This window comes from Variovorax sp. 05N34 (assembly GCF_056397405.1).
This window is the reverse complement of the sequence record NZ_JBFTNI010000001.1, coordinates 503,836-518,897: the sequence shown is the minus strand read 5'-3', so window position 1 is coordinate 518,897 and position 15,062 is coordinate 503,836. Positions and strand designations below refer to the sequence as shown.

Genomic DNA, 15,062 nt, shown 5'->3' with positions numbered 1-15,062 from the left:
TCCGAAAATTTCCTCCAGACAAAAAGGACTACGGTGACAACTGAAACGAACCCCGCGCGCTTCGGGAGCGGCCAGGCAGTCAGGCGGCTCGAAGACGAAGACTTGCTGGCCGGTACCGGCCGCTATACCGATGACGTCGCGCTGCCGGGCCAAGCCTGGCTGAGCTTCGTTCGCTCTCCGTACCCGCACGCCAAGCTGGTCTCGGTGGACACGGCGTCCGCCACCGGCATGCCGGGCGTGCTCGGCGTCTACTCCGGTGCCGATCTGGCGCAAGCCGGCGTCAAGCCGATGCCGGGCGCTGCCGGGTTCAAGCGCGCCGACGGCTCGGACTGCGCCACGCCGCCGCGACGCGCGCTGGCCGTCGAGCGGGTGCGCTTTGTGGGCGAGCCGGTGGCCGTCGTTGTCGCGGAGACCGCGCAACAAGCGCGGGACGCTGCCGAAGCGGTGATGGTCGAGTACGAAGAACTGCCTATGGTTGTCGATCTGCCTGGCGCAACTGCGGACGGTGCGCCGCTGATCTGGGATGAGGCCACTGGCAATATCGCGGCCGAGATGCGCCACGGCAGCAGCGAGGCCACGGCCGAAGCGTTCGCCAAGGCCAAGCACATCGTCGCGCTCGACGTCATCAACCAGAGGGTCGTCGCGCTCACGATCGAGCCGCGTTCCGTGCTCGTCGATTTCGACGCTGCATCGGAGCGGCTCACGATCCGCATGAGCACGCAAATGCCCTCGGGTGTTCGCGACTCCGTTTGCGACGCCATCGGCTTGCCCAAGGAAAAAGTGCGCGTGGTCGTCGGCGATGTCGGCGGCGGTTTCGGCATGAAGACCGGTGCGTATCCCGAAGACATCGCTGTCGCGTTCGCAGCGCGCGCCCTGCGGCGGCCGGTCAAGTGGATCGCCGAGCGAAGCGAAGAATTTCTTTCGACGTCGCATGGCCGCGACATCGAGGCGCGCGCCGAGTTGGCGCTCGACGGGCAGGGCAAAATCCTTGGCCTTCGGATCAAGACCCATGCGAACGTCGGTGCCTATGCGACTGGCACCGGGGTTGCGATCCAACTGCTCATCGGGCCATGGGTGCAAACCAGCGTCTACGACATCCAGAACATCGATTTCCATTTCAAGGCGGTGCTGACCAACACGGCACCAACGGGCGCCTATCGGGGAGCAGGCCGTCCGGAGGCCATCTACACGATGGAGCGCTTGATGGACGAAGCTGCCCGCCAGACGGGCATCGACCGTATCGAGCTGCGCCGGCGCAATTTCATCCGTCCAGAGCAGATGCCGTACACGAACCCGATGCACCAGACTTATGACACGGGGCAGTTCGAATCGGTCATGAACCAGGCATTGGCGCTGGCGGACTGGCAGGGTTTCGATGCGCGCGCAGCCGAGTCGAAGCAGGCGGGGCGCGTTCGCGGGCTCGGCATCGCCACATTCCTGGAGTGGACTGGTGGCAATGTCTTCGAGGAACGGGTGACCGTATCGGTCCAGGCCGACGGCATGATCGAAGTGTTTTCCGCCGTCAACGCAATGGGACAGGGCATCGCGACCACCTTGGCGCAATTGGTTGTCGATGCATTCGGCGTACCCATCGAAAAAGTGAAGATCATCCTGGGCGACACGGATCGTGGGGATGGATTCGGCAGCGCCGGTTCCCGATCGCTTTTCACGGGCGGATCCGCGGTTCGGGTGGGGTCCGAACGGACCATCGACAAGGCGAAGGAACTCGCGGCGCAGGAACTCGAAGTTTCCCCAGCCGACGTCGAGTACTCGGCGGGAGTCTTCAAGGTCGCAGGCACCGATCTCTCGGTCGATCTGTTCACGCTGGCAGGCCATCAACCTGATCGGCAGATCTTCGTGGACTCGACCAGCACGGTGTCGGGCCCGACGTGGCCCAACGGATGCCACATCACCGAGGTGGAAATCGACCCGCCGACGGGCGAAGTCAGTGTGCTGCGCTATGCCTCAGTCAATGACGTCGGACGTGTGGTCAATCCACTGATCGTCCGCGGCCAGTTGGAGGGTGGGGCGGTGCAGGGGATCGGCCAGGCGCTTTACGAGCAAGTGGTGTACGACCCCCAAACCGGGCAGCCATTGACAGGCAGCCTGATGGACTACGCCGCTCCGAGAGCCGAGACGCTTGCGTCGATGTTCCGCATGGAGATGGACGAGTCGACGCCCTGTAAGAACAACCCGTTGGGCGTGAAGGGAGTCGGCGAACTCGGCACCATCGGCGCGACGCCGGCCATTGTCAATGCGGTGGCCGACGCACTGGCGCGGAACGGCATGGCCGACCGCACGCCGCACCTGGACATGCCGCTGACGCCGGCCCGGGTCTGGCAGTTGATGGCTTCGGCGGGTTGAGCCGCCCGCTGTCAGAAATTCAGAAATCCTCGAGCGGCAATCCGACGTAGTTTTCAGCCAGGGACGTCGAGGCCGCGCGCGAATGAACCAGGTAGTCGAGTTCGGCTTCCTGGATCTTCTGGCCGAATTCGCCGGTTTCTGGAAATCGGTGCATCAGTGACGTGAACCACCACGAGAAGCGCTCGGCCTTCCACACGCGACGCAGACAGAGGTCGGAGTAGCGGTCCAGCGCCGAAGCGGACTTCTCGCCATAGAAAATTTCGAGGGCGCGCGAGAGGTAACCGACATCCGCCGTCGCCAGGTTCAATCCCTTGGCACCTGTGGGCGGGACGATGTGCGCCGCGTCGCCTGCCAGGAAGAGGCTCCCGAAGCGCATCGGCTCGGCCACGAAGCTGCGCAGCGGCGCGATGCTTTTTTCGAGCGAAGGGCCGGTCACGAGACGCTCGCGGGCTTCAGGGTCCAGCCGCAGTCGCAGTTCATTCCAGAATGCGTCGTCGCTCCAGTTCTCGACCCGTTCATCTGTCGGCACCTGAACGTAGTAGCGGCTGCGCGTGGCGCTGCGCATGCTGCAAAGGGCAAATCCGCGCGACGTGTTGGCGTAAATCAGTTCATGCGAAACAGGCGGGACATCCGCCAGCACGCCCAGCCAGCCGAAGGGATAAACCTTTTCGTACATGTGCAGCGACTGCGCAGGAACACTGGCGCGGCTCACGCCGTGATAGCCGTCGCATCCGGCGATGAAGTCGCACTCGATTTCGTGCGTTGCGCCGTCTTTTTCGTATCGGACGCGCGGGGCAAGCGTGTCGAAATCGTGCAGGCTGACCTGCGATGCGCTGTAGACGGTGGTGAGGCTCTCGGCGTCGCGGGCGGCCATCAGGTCGCGAGTGACCTCCGTCTGCCCATAGACAGTGACCTGTTTCCCGCCGGTGAGCCCATGCATGTCGATGCGATGGCGGGCACCTTTGAACAGCAACTCGATGCCTTCGTGCGGCAGCCCTTCGGTCTTGGCTCGGGCGTCGACGCCTGCGCGGGACAGGAGGTCCATCGTGACCTGTTCCAGGACGCCCGCACGGATGCGTCCGAGCACGTATTCGCTCGTCTGGCGTTCAATGATGATGTTGTCGATGCCTGCCTTGTGCAGCAACTGCCCGAGCAAGAGTCCGGCAGGACCTGCTCCGATGATGGCGACCTGTGTTCGCATGGTTGTCTCCTGATGGCGTGCCGCCGAGCGTAGGGCGCCAAGGTGGTTTCGTGACGGCGCGAGTTCATGCTCTGTGCGATCATGAGGCCACCTGCGCGATCATCGCGCAACAGTTCTTTCATGACCATCGCAAAACAAGACTTCATCGAAGGCGTCGCCAAAGGAATGGCCGTACTGGAAAGCTTTGATACCGAGCGCCAACGGCTCAACGCGACGCTGGCTGCGGAGCGTGCCGGGCTGACGCGTGCTGCGGCGCGTCGGCATCTGCTGACGCTTTCACACCTCGGCTACCTCGAAACCGACGGCAGCTATTTCTGGATGGCGCCGAAGGTCTTGCGCTTTTCAGGCAGCTATCTGGCGTCCTCCAGGCTGCCGCGCGCACTGCAGCCGACGCTGAACCGGCTCGCCGCCCAGACGCAGGAATCGTTCTCGGCCGTGGTGCTCGACGGAGAGGAAGTGGTCATCGTCGCGCGCAGCGGGAGCTACGGGGCGCCCAACCGAGTGCTGGCTTACGGACTTCATCTCGGTGCGCGTCTGCCGGCGCATGCGACTTCGACGGGCCGTGTCCTGCTCGCAGCCCTCAGCGCCGCGCAGCTCACCCAGTGGCTCAAAGGGCGAAGCCTTCCGCGCCTCACTCCGCACACGCTGACCCAGCTGCGGATGCTCCGTCAGCGCGTGGCGCAGGTTCGCAAGGACGATTTCTGCTTTGCCAGCGAAGAACACGAACTCGGCGTGCAGGCCTTGGCGGTTCCGCTGCGCGACATGCAGGGCCACACCGTTGCGGCACTCAACGTCGTGCTTTCAGGGGGCCACCACAAGGAAGAGGCATTGCGACGCGACATGCTGCCGCTGCTGTTCGAGGCTGCGCGTGAGGTGAGGGCGCTTCTGTGAGCAATGAACCTGATCGCCGCTACGATCTCCAATCAGCCCAGACGGGTACGGACGACTGACCATGCGACTCCTGCTGCTTGAAGACGACGTGATGATCGGCGAGACCGTGCTCGATTTGCTGCGTGCGGAGCAGTATGCGGTCGACTGGGTCAAGGACGGCGAAACCGCGGACAGTGCGCTTCGCTCGCAGCAATACGACCTCGTCCTGCTCGACCTCGGTGTGCCGCGCCGGGACGGCCTCGATGTGCTGCGTGCGCTGCGTGCCCGCAAGCAGCGCATGCCGGTGCTGATCGCCACCGCGCGCGATTCCGTCCGGCAGCGTATCGAGGGATTGGATGCCGGCGCCGACGACTACGTGCTGAAACCCTACGATCTCGACGAGCTCCTGGCGCGCATTCGCGCCCTTTTGCGCCGAGCCTCCGGGCGGGCGGAGCCGGTCTATGAGCACAAGGGTGTGACGGTCAATCCGGCCACCCGCGAAGTCAGCGTTGCCGGGCAGCCGGTAATGCTTTCCGCCCGCGAATGGGCGGTGCTGGAGCCGCTGCTCGCGCGTCCGGGGATGGTGCTGTCCCGGGCGCAGCTCGAAGAAAAGCTCTACAGCTGGAAGGACGAGATCAGCAGCAATGCCGTGGAGGTGTACGTACACGGACTGCGAAAGAAGCTCGGCGCCGACCTGATCCGGAATGTGCGCGGCGTCGGCTACATGGTTCCCAAGGAATGACGGGCGCATGAAATCACTTCGTGCGCGTCTCCTGTGGTTTCTCCTTGCCGCCATCCTGATGGCCGCCGGCATCCAGGGCTTCGTGGCCTACAGGACAGTGCTTCACGAAGCCGACGACATTTTTGATCACCACATGCAGCAAATGGCGCTTTCGCTGCGTGCCGGGCTGCCGCCCAGCGCGACTGTGGGCGGACTCGGTGGTCTTGGCGCGGGCGAAGAAAACTTCGAATTCATCGTACAGGTCTGGACCGCCGACGGCATCCGCATCTTCGAGTCCGCCGCTCAGGCGGCACTGCCTCAGCGAGCGGTCCTGGGATTTTCGAACGTCCAGGCGCGGCGCACGACCTATCGCGTGTTTTCGATGCAAGCCGGCCCATTGGTGATCCAGGTCGCACAGGACATGGCCGCTCGCCGCCGAATGGCGGGATCGCTGGCGTTGCGCACGGTCGGCCCGATCGCGCTCGCTGCGCCTTTGCTGATGCTGGTCGTCTGGTGGGTGGTCAGCCGTTCGCTTGCGCCGGTCGCGCGCGTCCGCGGGCAGGTTGCCGCGCGGCAGGCCGATGATCTGTCGCCCTTGAGCGAAGACGACCTTCCCGAGGAAGTTCGGCCGCTGGTGCATGAACTCAATCTGCTTTTCGATCGTGTTCAGAAGGCCTTTGACGCGCAGAAGCACTTCGTGGCCGATGCGGCGCACGAACTGCGCTCGCCGTTGACCGCAATCAAGCTGCAGGTGCAGGGGCTGCAGCGCGCGCCCGATCAACCCACCCGCGACCTTGCTATCGCGAGGCTGGCTGCGGGCATCGACCGTGCGGCCAGGCTTGTCGAGCAGATGCTCGCGTTGGCGCGGCACGAGGCCAGCGCGGCGGCGGGGGCGGAGCGCGAAACCATCAGCCTGCCGGAGGTAGTCCGTCTGGCAATCTCCGATGCAGTTGCCGCAGCGCAGGCGCAAGACATCGACGTCGGACTCGTACGGGCGGATCCGGCGACGGTCACCGGTCAGGCAGAGGCAGTGCGAATGATGGTCCGAAATCTCCTCGACAACGCCGTCAAGTACACGCCGGGCGGTGGCCGCGTGGACGTCGCTGTTCTCAGGCTCGCAGATGGAGTCGAACTCACGGTCGACGACAGCGGCCCTGGCATTGCCGCAGATGAACGCGAGCGGGTGCTCGATCGCTTCTACCGTTCCGGCGAGCCGCAGGTGCCCGGCAGTGGACTCGGTCTCGCCATCGTGAAGTCAATCGCCGAGCTGCACGGTGCCACCGTATCGCTCGATCATTCAAAAACCCTCGGCGGTCTTCGCGTAGTGGTTCGCTTCGCACCCGACATCTAAGTGCGCCCGGAGCGCCATCAGACGCGCCTGAATTTAAGGCGCGCTTAAGCGTGCGGCGCGACATTCCTTTCGTTGATTTCAAAACCCTCGAAAGGATCACAAATGAAGAACCGTTTGAACTCTCCCCGGGCACTTGTCCTTTCGCTGGCCGCAGCCGGTCTGATCGGCGCCGCCGCCACAGGTGCCTACACCAGCGCCAACGCCCTGGGTTCCACGCCCACGGCCACAGCGCTCGCCGCCGCACCGCAGGTTTCCATGCCTGACTTCTCCAGCATCACCGCCGAGACCGGCCCTGCTGTCGTCAACATCAGCGTCGTCGGTACCAAGGCTGCTTCGGAAGGGCCCCAAGCCATGCAGGGAATGGACCCGGATGATCCGATGTTCGAATTCTTCCGCCGCTTCCAGGGCCAGATCGGCCCGCGCGGTCAGCAGCAGCAGCGTGAAGTGCCGGTTCGCGGCCAGGGCTCCGGCTTCATCGTGAGCGCCGACGGCATCATCCTGACCAATGCCCACGTGGTGAAGGACGCCAAGGACGTCACCGTGAAGCTCACCGACCGCCGCGAGTTCCACGCGAAGGTGCTGGGCTCCGATCCGAAGACGGACGTCGCCGTTCTCAAGATCGATGCGAAGAACCTGCCGACTCTCGCCATGGGCAAGACCAAGGATCTGAAGGTCGGCGAATGGGTGCTCGCAATCGGTTCCCCGTTCGGATTCGAGAACACCGTGACCGCTGGCGTTGTGAGCGCAAAGGGCCGCTCGTTGCCTGACGACGGCTACGTTCCGTTCATCCAGACCGACGTGGCAGTGAATCCCGGCAATTCCGGTGGTCCGCTGATCAATACGCGCGGCGAAGTGGTCGGCATCAATTCGCAGATCTACAGCCGCAGCGGTGGCTACCAAGGCGTTTCGTTCGCGATTCCGATCGACGTGGCGATCCAGATCAAGGATCAGATCGTCGCCACTGGCAAGGCGAGCCATGCCCGTCTGGGCGTCGCGGTGCAAGAGGTCAATCAGACATTCGCCGATTCCTTCAAGCTCGACAAGCCCGAAGGCGCGTTGGTCTCGAACGTCGAGAAGGGCGGCCCCGCCGATCAGGCCGGATTGCGCTCGGGCGACGTCATCCGCAAGGTCGATGGCGATGCGATCGTGTCTTCGGGCGATCTGCCCGCAGTGATCGGCCAGAAGAAGCCCGGCACCAAGATCACGCTTGAAGTGTGGCGCCAGGGCTCGCGCGAAGAGATCACCGCCAAGCTCGGCGACGCCTCGGACAAGGCCGCAACCGTCGCGAAGAACGACGACGCAGGGAATCAAGGCAAGCTCGGCTTGGCTCTGCGACCGCTGCAACCTGAAGAGCAGCGCGAGGCCTCGGTCGACGGTGGCCTGCTGATCGTCAACGTCGGCGGTCCGGCTGCCTTGGCCGGCGTCCAGACTGGCGACGTTCTGCTTGCCATCAACGGCACGCCTGCGAAAAACATCGATCAGGTCCGCGCCGTCGTGGCCAAGGCCGACAAGTCGGTTGCCTTGCTCATCCAGCGCGATGGCGACAAGATCTTCGTGCCTGTTCGCCTGAGCTGACCCGGATACGGGCTGCGACACCGTGTTCGAGACTTAGTACCCGGTTCGCGGCCCGGCCGAGGCGCAATGTGCCAAATTACCTTGGCGGATATTTCTGGCAGCTGTAACAATTCTTGAAACGGCTGAATAAGAGATTTCCCTATGGCACTCCGCGACATTGCGCTCACTGTTCTCGAGTTGGAACCGAATGAATTTCATTGGGTGCTGATGGAACCGGTACAGGCGGAGACCGAGGACTGCCTTGGGTACCGGCCGATCGATTCGTCGACGCAAGGATTGCCCGATTATTCGGAAGCGCTGATCCAGGGTGCGTCAGCCCTACGGGTGTTGCAGGGGCTCGCGCCGTTCGGCAAGCCGAGGAATCCGGTGGGCATGGGCGAAAGCGTCGCCGGCGACTTCCTGGAGAAGGAAGACAAGTCCTCGTCAAATTCATCTAGCTCCGCCAACGGCCCTGACTCGTGTATGTTCACGACCGGTCACCCGGTGTTGTAGTCGAGCGTCGCTGCTGTTGCGCGATCGGGTTTCGATCGGGAGTCTCTCCCGCCTCCAGGATTTGAACGATGCCAAGACTTATCGTGCTGCAGAAAAACGGGTCGGCCAAGCAGGTCAACATCACGGGGACGCCATTTGTCATCGGTCGCGCCGACAGCTGCGATCTGGTTCTGGACAGTCCGTTGGTGAGCAGGTCTCATGCTGTCTTCGAAACCGTCGGGAATGCGATGACGATCCGCGATCTTCAAAGCCACAACGGAACCTACGTCAACGGTGATCGGGGTGATGTGAGCGCCTTGAGCAGCGGTGACGAGATCAAGATCGGCAGCTATCAGATCCGTTTTCTGGCAAGCGAATCTCCGATTGGTGCAGCCGAGGCGCTTCGGCTCGTGACCATTCCCGGCAAACTATCCGACATCGACATGCTCAAGCTCAGCGGCAAAGCCTGAGGTCGGCGCGGCTTCGGGGAGCAACCGAGGCCTGCATGGCACCCCTGAAGCGGGTGCGATACTCCCGGTGCCCGGCAGAAAACAGCACCCATGCAGCAAAAGAGAAACGACAGCGGCGAGCTGAACTTTTATCTACTGAAGTGCCTGGTCGCGCTGATCGATCATTCACACGTATCGCGAGCGGCGGACGCGCTTTCAATCAGCCAGCCCGCAATGAGCCGTGCGATGAGCCAACTGCGTGCAGTCACCGCAGACCCGATTCTTGTACGAGGCGGAAGCGGGCTCATACCCACCGCCAAGGCGATTCAGCTGCGCGACTTTGCCGATCGCATCCTCCGAGAGATGGACGAACTGCTCGGTGACGCGGTGGCCTTCGATCCCGGGACTACCCAATATGAGTTCCGGATGGTGGTCACCGATTACCTCGAATGCGTATTCATTGAAGGTCTGCTGAAACGATTAAGCGCCGCCTTCCCGCGAATCAGCGTATTGACGCGCCATCCCGTGCATCCTTCCCACTTCAACAAGGTGCTGGAGGCCGGCGAAGTGGATTTCGCCGCTGGAATTTTGCCCATGAGTCTTCGCGACTTGCGGCACCGTTTGCTGTTCAGAGATCACATCGTTTGCGGCGCTCGGAAGGATCATCCCGCAGTGGGCCGAACCCTGTCGCCCAAGGAGTTTGCGGCGCTCGAGCACCTTGTGATCATGCCAAACACAGTGAACTGCTTTGGCGAATCGGTGGACCAGGTCCTCGGCGCACAAGGGTACCGGCGCAATCGCCGGTTCGTCACACCCAACTACCTGACTGCTCCGCACCTGCTTGCTGATTCCGACATGGTCGCGCTTTTGCCTGCATCTTTGCTGAAGCGTTTCAGCAATGAACTGGGTTTGGCGGAAGTGCTATTGCCGGTGCATGTACCTCCGTTGGATATCTATCTTTCCTGGCATGACCGCACGCATCGGCATGCCGCCCACACCTGGTTTCGCGACCAGGTCGTGAAGAGCCTCCAGCCGCTTACTCAGGCCCCTTAGCTGTCAAGGCTGGCGCGTGCCCAGCGCGCCAATCCAATTGGCGCATAGCGCATATCCGCGCCCGCCATGGACAACGATCCTTCGACTCCCAATACTTTGCCCGTCGCCGCTATATGTCTCTGCTATGTCCTATCGAATCATTCGAACCGTTGACGACCTGGCACAGCTGCCGGATGAAGAATTGCTGGCAAGTCTCGGCGCCCTGCGCGCTGCGATCGTTGAAGCAAAGCGACAACACGGAGTCGCTGTGCGGGAACACGTCATACCTTCTGGATCACCTTTCACCTTTCCTTCGTTCAACTGGCGCCCGAAAGGTCCACAGCGCCTCGATACACCCGTCCAACTCAAGCCCGAGACGCCGATTGATGAACTTGCCGTGCGTGCAAGCGCGAGAGAAGCGTTGCGCGAACTCAGCATCTTCTGCATCGAGGATCTGTCGGCCATCAGCGAGCAAGAGTTGCTGAACGAAGAGGCGATCGGCGCAAGAACTGTCGGAAGATTGCGTGAAATGCTGGCTCGCGTGGGACTCGACTTTCTTCCGAACCCCAATGTCGAAGAGCGCGCGCATGAGCAAAGCAAGGCGGTGCTCGCCTTGCCGTCCGACGCTCGCGCGCTCGCCCTGCGCGGGCTCGTGGACTCAGCGTTCGTTTCCTCGCTGGGGCTGAGGTCATCCACATTGAGCAGGGCGCTCGCCCATGGCTTCGAGACGGTCGGCCAATTGCGGCGGCTGACACTTGCTTCGCTATGCGAAAACTTTGGCAAGCGCGAAGCGCGAGAGATCTACGACCTGTTGCTGGCCACCGATTGTCCCTTCACCAGTTCAGCCTCTCCAATCGATCTTTGGCGCCATGGTCTGATGATGGCGAAGGAACTCCCGGTCCCTACGGCAGGCGAAACCCCCATTGCCGAATTGCGGCCTTGGCTGGGCACGTCGGTGGACTCGTTGAGTGCTTGCGGCATTGATACGCTCGGCAGTCTCCGAAGCGTCGCTGCTCAAGGAGACGTTGCTTCTTTCCGCGGAATGGGGCGCGTCACGTCCGATCGGGTTCTTGGCTTTCTCGGATCCTACGTGGCGCCGCAACCATATCGGCGCGGCATGTCAACTGCGACAGGCTTCCCCGCCTGATCGAGTGTTCGTTCCATCTGCGGCTTTGTCCGCGGATGGACTTGGTGCAAGATGTCACGACCCTTGACTCCATCCATCTCATGAAATTGCACCTTTGTACTAGCGCAGTTGCTATTGGCCTTCTGTGTTCGGCGCATGTCAACGCTCAGTCCCAACCCTCCAAGAAGATTGAGGCTGATTGCTATGCGCAGCAGGCCGCGCTTGAAAAAGACATGCGTGCCGCTCGTTCGAGAGGGCAGATGCTGCGTCGGCGCCAACTCCAGGAATCCCTGGACGCCTTGCGAAGCCGCTGCGATGAAATCGCCTCGCAGGAAAGTCACGAAGCGCGCGTCATGCGGCAGAAGAATGTGGTCCTGCAATTGAGGCTCGATCTTGATCGCGCCGAAGAGGATTTGCGGAAGCTCGTGGCTGAGAAGAAGTAGATCGGAAGTGGAGAAGTAGGGGCGCCACCCGCCTGACTTCTCCGGTCTAAGACGCGGCCGCAGTCCGGAAGTCGCAAGTGCAGCGAGTGAAAGGCGCAAACAATGGCACAAACCGAAATCACAAAGAAAAAGCCCGCTACAAAAATGTAGCGGGCTTTCCAGAGGCCTTGCGGCTTGTAGTGGCTCCTCGACCTGGGCTCGAACCAGGGACCTACGGATTAACAGTCCGGCGCTCTACCGACTGAGCTATCGAGGAACAAGCCTCAAATTATAGCGTCGTTTTTTGGCTTTTCAGACTCGACGCAACAACCTGCATTTTTTTCATCCCAAGTTCGACGACGTTCGCATCATGGTCATCAGTCGGCCCGCAGCGGCTTCGGGATCGGGATCGGAAATGATCGCGCGCACCACCGCCACCGACCCCACACCTGTCGCCAGAACATCGGCCATGCGTGCCGCATCGATACCTCCGATGCCGACCTGCGGATAGCCTCGCAGCAGCCGAGCGTAAGCATCCAGTCGTGCGACGCCTTGTGGTGCCGTGGCCATCTGCTTCAGGGTAGTGGGATACACCGCACCCATCGCGATGTAGCTCGGGCTCACGGCATCAGCGCGCACCATCTCCGCGTACCCGTGCGTGCTGACGCCAAGGCGGAGGCCCGACGATTGGATCGACTTCAGATCCTGTGGTGTCAGCGCGTCGAGGTCTTCCTGACCGAGATGAAGGCCGTAGGCTCTCGCCTCGATGGCTGCACGCCAATGATCGTTGATGAACAGAAGACTCTCCGTGCCGCGCACCGCTTCCACCGCCGCGCGGACCTCTTGGGCAATTGCTTTCGCGTCTTTCGATTTGAAGCGCAACTGAACAGTCGGCACGCCAGACTTGGCCATGCGCCCCACCCATTGCGAATCTGGCAGTACGGCATAGAGGCCCAACTTCTGCGGACACTGGGGGAACGCGTCTTCGCGAGAAGCGGGCGGGAATGCCCTCATGCCGAAGTCGACCGGGTTGTCGGGCCACGCGTTTGCATCGAAGGTGCCGGTGCGTCGCGTTTGCGCATCCCATGCATTTGCAAGGCACTCGGCGTCGACTTCGATAAAGCCGAATGCGGCGCATGCTTGCTTGGCGCCGCGATAGACGCTTCCTGTCGACGAGAAAGCATCGGCCGTGTTGCTGCTCTCCCCAAAGCGACCTGCGTGCGCCTTGACGATGGCATGTGCGATGGCGCTCGCGTCTTCAGGCGAATTCATGATGTTCATTGCGTCCACCGCATTCGGGGTTGATATTCAGGCTTGATGCCAGAAGGGGGTCCCAAGCACCGGCGTGCTCGGCTGAGCAGAGAGCTGTGCGGCCATGGCGCCGGCACGATGCGCCTCTCGACCGGCGTGCACCGCGTCCGCGAATGCACCCGCCATGGCGACCGGATCTTGGGCGAGTGCAACGGCAGTGTTGAGCAGCACGCCGTCGTAACCCCATTCCATGACTTGGCAGGCGTGAGACGGCAGACCGAGGCCGGCATCGACGAGCAGCGGCACCGTCAAGCGCTCGCGCAGCATCTGGAGCGCATATGGATTGACCGGCCCGCGGCCGGTGCCAATTGGCGCTGCCCAAGGCATCACGGCCTGGCATCCGACATCGACGAGCCTTTGGCATAGCACGAGGTCTTCGGTGCAGTATGGCAATACCTGAAACCCGTCTCGGATCAATTGCGATGCGGCATCGACCAGGTTCAGCGTGTCGGGTTGGAGCGTGTAGTCGTCGCCGATGAGTTCGAGCTTGATCCACGGCGTGTCGAACAGTTCGCGCGCCATCTGCGCCGTGGCGATGACTTCCTGCACGCTGTGGCAGCCAGCAGTGTTGGGCAGCACCGGCACATCAAGTCGCCGCAGAAGGTCCCAGAAACCGTTGTCGCTGCCGGATGTGCCCGACGCCGCCGTCTGGCGGCGCAGCGAGGCGGTCAGCATCGCGGGTCGCGCCCTGCAAACCGCAGCTTCGAGGATATCCGGCGATGGGTAACGCGCAGTGCCGAGCAGAAGGCGGCTCTGAAAAGGCTGCCCGTACAGCACGAGCGGGTCATTCGCGGGGTAAGAGGAATTCATGGTGTTCTCAGCCGCCCGTCACCGGACGGATCACTTCAATGCGGTCGTCGGCGTGCAGCGTGTGCGACGAGTAACTCGATCGCGGGACGAACTGGCGATTCACTGCCGCGGCGAAAGGCGGCGTGGCGTTGATGAGGCGCAGCGCGTCGACGAGCTTGGATTCGGGCGGGAGCGTATGAGGAAGGTCGTTGATCAGAATCTTCATGAGATTGCCTCTTCCAGGCCGGCCGGCAGATCGAAACGGCCAGCTAGGGTCGAGTGCCCGTTCGCGAGCATCTCCATCGCCATATCGAGAATGGCGGGTGCGATCATGAACCCGTGCCTGTACAGGCCGTTGATCTGCATCACACCGGGGCGCGGGTGGCGCACGGCTGGCAGATTGTCGGGAAGGGTGGGACGGCATTGTGTCGCGATTTCGATGATGCGGGCCTCCGCGAAGCCGCTATGCACGGAATACGCTGCGCTCAACAGTTCGAGCGTGGAACGCACGCTGGCGGGCGACATGTCATCCGACTCGATCTCGGTCGCTCCGATGACGAACACGCTCCCAGGCTTGGGCGCGATGTAGAGCGGATATCGCGGATGCACCAGTCGCGTCGGGCGTCGCAGCGTGACCTCAGGTGCGTGCACGCGGATGACTTCGCCGCGCACGCCGCGAATCGCGTTCCACTGAGGACGCGCGCCCAGGCCCCTGCAGTCGATCACGCGTTCGGGTTGGCCCGGCGATCCGGGCGCGAAGTCGTCGAGCGTGCGCGGAGTGTGCCAGTGCAGGCGCACCCCAGGCAGCGCTTGGAGCGTCTCGAGCAAAGCGGCTAACAACTCGCGATTGTCGAGTTGGCCTTCGCCTGGCAAGAGCAGGCCTTGCGCGAATCGCCGCCCCAATGAGGGCTCGACGGCAACGATGCCTTCAGCGTCGAGCGTTTGCATGGCGGGGAGATCAGGCACTGCCGCGCGCGTCCCGGCGAGCACGCGCGACAGCCGAGACGCCTCCGCGCTGTCCTGCCGATGCCACAGCACCAAGGTTCCTTCGCGCTGGAAGAAGACCGGCCCGGCGAGGGATTCGATCAACTCGGGCCAGCGTTCGAGTGCGTAGTGGCCCATGCGCACCACGGAAGGCGGCGCCACCGCGGATTCGGCCAGCGGCGCCAGCATGGCGGCGGCCACCCGCGCTGCGGCGCCGCCGGCGTCGGGGCCTGCAGCATCGAACAGGTCGACCTTGCAGCCAGCTTGCGCCAGTGTCACGGCAAGCAGCCGCCCCATCAGACCGGCGCCGATGATGGCTGCGGACCCGAAAGGAAGACTGAGCCCGATGCGCTTGTCAGCCTTCACGCACCCCTCCGGCACAGTCGTTGATCGCGT

At 62.8% G+C, this 15,062-nt stretch carries 15 protein-coding genes and 1 tRNA gene; 10 read left to right on the top strand and 6 right to left on the bottom strand.

Annotation, left to right across the window (positions count from 1 at the left end; genetic code table 11):
• Nucleotides 1–33: 33 nt before the first annotated feature.
• The gene (locus tag AC1DMA_RS02560; protein WP_478143126.1) at nucleotides 34–2,364 is read left to right on the top strand and encodes a xanthine dehydrogenase family protein molybdopterin-binding subunit; all 2,331 of its coding nucleotides are present in this window, start codon (nucleotides 34–36) and stop codon (nucleotides 2,362–2,364) included.
• Nucleotides 2,365–2,383: 19 nt separating this feature from the next.
• Here AC1DMA_RS02560 and pobA read toward each other — a convergent pair whose 3' ends face one another.
• Nucleotides 2,384–3,565, bottom strand: a complete 1,182-nt coding sequence (gene pobA / locus AC1DMA_RS02555; protein WP_478143125.1) for a 4-hydroxybenzoate 3-monooxygenase — start codon at nucleotides 3,563–3,565, stop codon at nucleotides 2,384–2,386.
• Nucleotides 3,566–3,685: 120 nt separating this feature from the next.
• Between pobA and AC1DMA_RS02550 the strand changes: the two genes are divergently transcribed.
• The 9 genes from AC1DMA_RS02550 to AC1DMA_RS02510 all read left to right on the top strand — a co-directional run bounded on the left by AC1DMA_RS02550 (nucleotide 3,686) and on the right by AC1DMA_RS02510 (nucleotide 11,603).
• The gene (locus AC1DMA_RS02550) at nucleotides 3,686–4,456 is read left to right on the top strand and encodes an IclR family transcriptional regulator domain-containing protein (protein WP_478126423.1); all 771 of its coding nucleotides are present in this window, start codon (nucleotides 3,686–3,688) and stop codon (nucleotides 4,454–4,456) included.
• 61 nt (nucleotides 4,457–4,517) lie between these two features.
• Nucleotides 4,518–5,177 (top strand): response regulator, encoded by a 660-nt coding sequence (locus AC1DMA_RS02545; protein ID WP_478126422.1) that lies wholly within the window; start codon nucleotides 4,518–4,520, stop codon nucleotides 5,175–5,177.
• A 7-nt stretch (nucleotides 5,178–5,184) separates the two neighbouring features.
• Nucleotides 5,185–6,507, top strand: coding sequence for an ATP-binding protein (locus AC1DMA_RS02540; RefSeq protein ID WP_478143124.1), 1,323 nt, complete (start codon nucleotides 5,185–5,187; stop codon nucleotides 6,505–6,507).
• 102 nt (nucleotides 6,508–6,609) lie between these two features.
• Complete coding sequence (locus AC1DMA_RS02535; RefSeq protein WP_478126420.1) at nucleotides 6,610–8,082, top strand: DegQ family serine endoprotease; 1,473 nt, start codon at nucleotides 6,610–6,612, stop codon at nucleotides 8,080–8,082.
• A gap of 141 nt (nucleotides 8,083–8,223) precedes the next feature.
• Nucleotides 8,224–8,574: a hypothetical protein gene (locus AC1DMA_RS02530; protein ID WP_478126419.1), complete on the top strand. Its 351-nt coding sequence runs from the start codon at nucleotides 8,224–8,226 to the stop codon at nucleotides 8,572–8,574.
• A gap of 68 nt (nucleotides 8,575–8,642) precedes the next feature.
• Nucleotides 8,643–9,023: an FHA domain-containing protein gene (locus tag AC1DMA_RS02525; RefSeq protein ID WP_478126418.1), complete on the top strand. Its 381-nt coding sequence runs from the start codon at nucleotides 8,643–8,645 to the stop codon at nucleotides 9,021–9,023.
• Nucleotides 9,024–9,113: 90 nt separating this feature from the next.
• On the top strand, nucleotides 9,114–10,055 hold the full coding sequence (locus tag AC1DMA_RS02520) for a LysR family transcriptional regulator (RefSeq protein WP_478143123.1): 942 nt from the start codon (nucleotides 9,114–9,116) through the stop codon (nucleotides 10,053–10,055).
• A 124-nt stretch (nucleotides 10,056–10,179) separates the two neighbouring features.
• Entirely contained in the window at nucleotides 10,180–11,181 is a 1,002-nt protein-coding gene (locus tag AC1DMA_RS02515) for a helix-hairpin-helix domain-containing protein (protein WP_478143122.1), read from the top strand.
• Nucleotides 11,182–11,261: 80 nt separating this feature from the next.
• Entirely contained in the window at nucleotides 11,262–11,603 is a 342-nt protein-coding gene (locus tag AC1DMA_RS02510; protein ID WP_478126415.1) for a DUF1090 family protein, read from the top strand.
• 180 nt (nucleotides 11,604–11,783) lie between these two features.
• Here the strand turns inward: AC1DMA_RS02510 and AC1DMA_RS02505 are convergent.
• From AC1DMA_RS02505 to AC1DMA_RS02485, 5 genes are all read right to left on the bottom strand, one after another.
• Nucleotides 11,784–11,859 (bottom strand) — tRNA-Asn (locus tag AC1DMA_RS02505).
• A 65-nt stretch (nucleotides 11,860–11,924) separates the two neighbouring features.
• A complete protein-coding gene (locus tag AC1DMA_RS02500; protein WP_478143121.1) occupies nucleotides 11,925–12,854 on the bottom strand; it encodes a thiamine phosphate synthase in 930 nt (309 codons plus the stop codon).
• A gap of 36 nt (nucleotides 12,855–12,890) precedes the next feature.
• A complete protein-coding gene (locus AC1DMA_RS02495; RefSeq protein WP_478126413.1) occupies nucleotides 12,891–13,703 on the bottom strand; it encodes a thiazole synthase in 813 nt (270 codons plus the stop codon).
• A gap of 7 nt (nucleotides 13,704–13,710) precedes the next feature.
• Nucleotides 13,711–13,908: a sulfur carrier protein ThiS gene (gene thiS / locus AC1DMA_RS02490; protein WP_478126412.1), complete on the bottom strand. Its 198-nt coding sequence runs from the start codon at nucleotides 13,906–13,908 to the stop codon at nucleotides 13,711–13,713.
• Nucleotides 13,905–15,032: an FAD-dependent oxidoreductase gene (locus AC1DMA_RS02485; protein ID WP_478126411.1), complete on the bottom strand. Its 1,128-nt coding sequence runs from the start codon at nucleotides 15,030–15,032 to the stop codon at nucleotides 13,905–13,907. Before AC1DMA_RS02485 ends, thiS begins: the two co-directional genes overlap by 4 nt.
• Nucleotides 15,033–15,062 lie beyond the last annotated feature (30 nt).

What these genes read in the sequence shown, in the direction of transcription:
- pobA (WP_478143125.1), bottom strand. Translation starts at nt 3,565, where the DNA reads ATGCGAACACAGGTCGCCATCATCGGAGCAGGTCCTGCCGGACTCTTG.
- AC1DMA_RS02550 (WP_478126423.1), top strand. Translation starts at nt 3,686, where the DNA reads ATGACCATCGCAAAACAAGACTTCATCGAAGGCGTCGCCAAAGGAATG.
- AC1DMA_RS02545 (WP_478126422.1), top strand. Translation starts at nt 4,518, where the DNA reads ATGCGACTCCTGCTGCTTGAAGACGACGTGATGATCGGCGAGACCGTG.
- AC1DMA_RS02540 (WP_478143124.1), top strand. Translation starts at nt 5,185, where the DNA reads ATGAAATCACTTCGTGCGCGTCTCCTGTGGTTTCTCCTTGCCGCCATC.
- AC1DMA_RS02535 (WP_478126420.1), top strand. Translation starts at nt 6,610, where the DNA reads ATGAAGAACCGTTTGAACTCTCCCCGGGCACTTGTCCTTTCGCTGGCC.
- AC1DMA_RS02530 (WP_478126419.1), top strand. Translation starts at nt 8,224, where the DNA reads ATGGCACTCCGCGACATTGCGCTCACTGTTCTCGAGTTGGAACCGAAT.
- AC1DMA_RS02525 (WP_478126418.1), top strand. Translation starts at nt 8,643, where the DNA reads ATGCCAAGACTTATCGTGCTGCAGAAAAACGGGTCGGCCAAGCAGGTC.
- AC1DMA_RS02520 (WP_478143123.1), top strand. Translation starts at nt 9,114, where the DNA reads ATGCAGCAAAAGAGAAACGACAGCGGCGAGCTGAACTTTTATCTACTG.
- AC1DMA_RS02515 (WP_478143122.1), top strand. Translation starts at nt 10,180, where the DNA reads ATGTCCTATCGAATCATTCGAACCGTTGACGACCTGGCACAGCTGCCG.
- AC1DMA_RS02510 (WP_478126415.1), top strand. Translation starts at nt 11,262, where the DNA reads ATGAAATTGCACCTTTGTACTAGCGCAGTTGCTATTGGCCTTCTGTGT.
- AC1DMA_RS02500 (WP_478143121.1), bottom strand. Translation starts at nt 12,854, where the DNA reads ATGAATTCGCCTGAAGACGCGAGCGCCATCGCACATGCCATCGTCAAG.
- AC1DMA_RS02495 (WP_478126413.1), bottom strand. Translation starts at nt 13,703, where the DNA reads ATGAATTCCTCTTACCCCGCGAATGACCCGCTCGTGCTGTACGGGCAG.
- thiS (WP_478126412.1), bottom strand. Translation starts at nt 13,908, where the DNA reads ATGAAGATTCTGATCAACGACCTTCCTCATACGCTCCCGCCCGAATCC.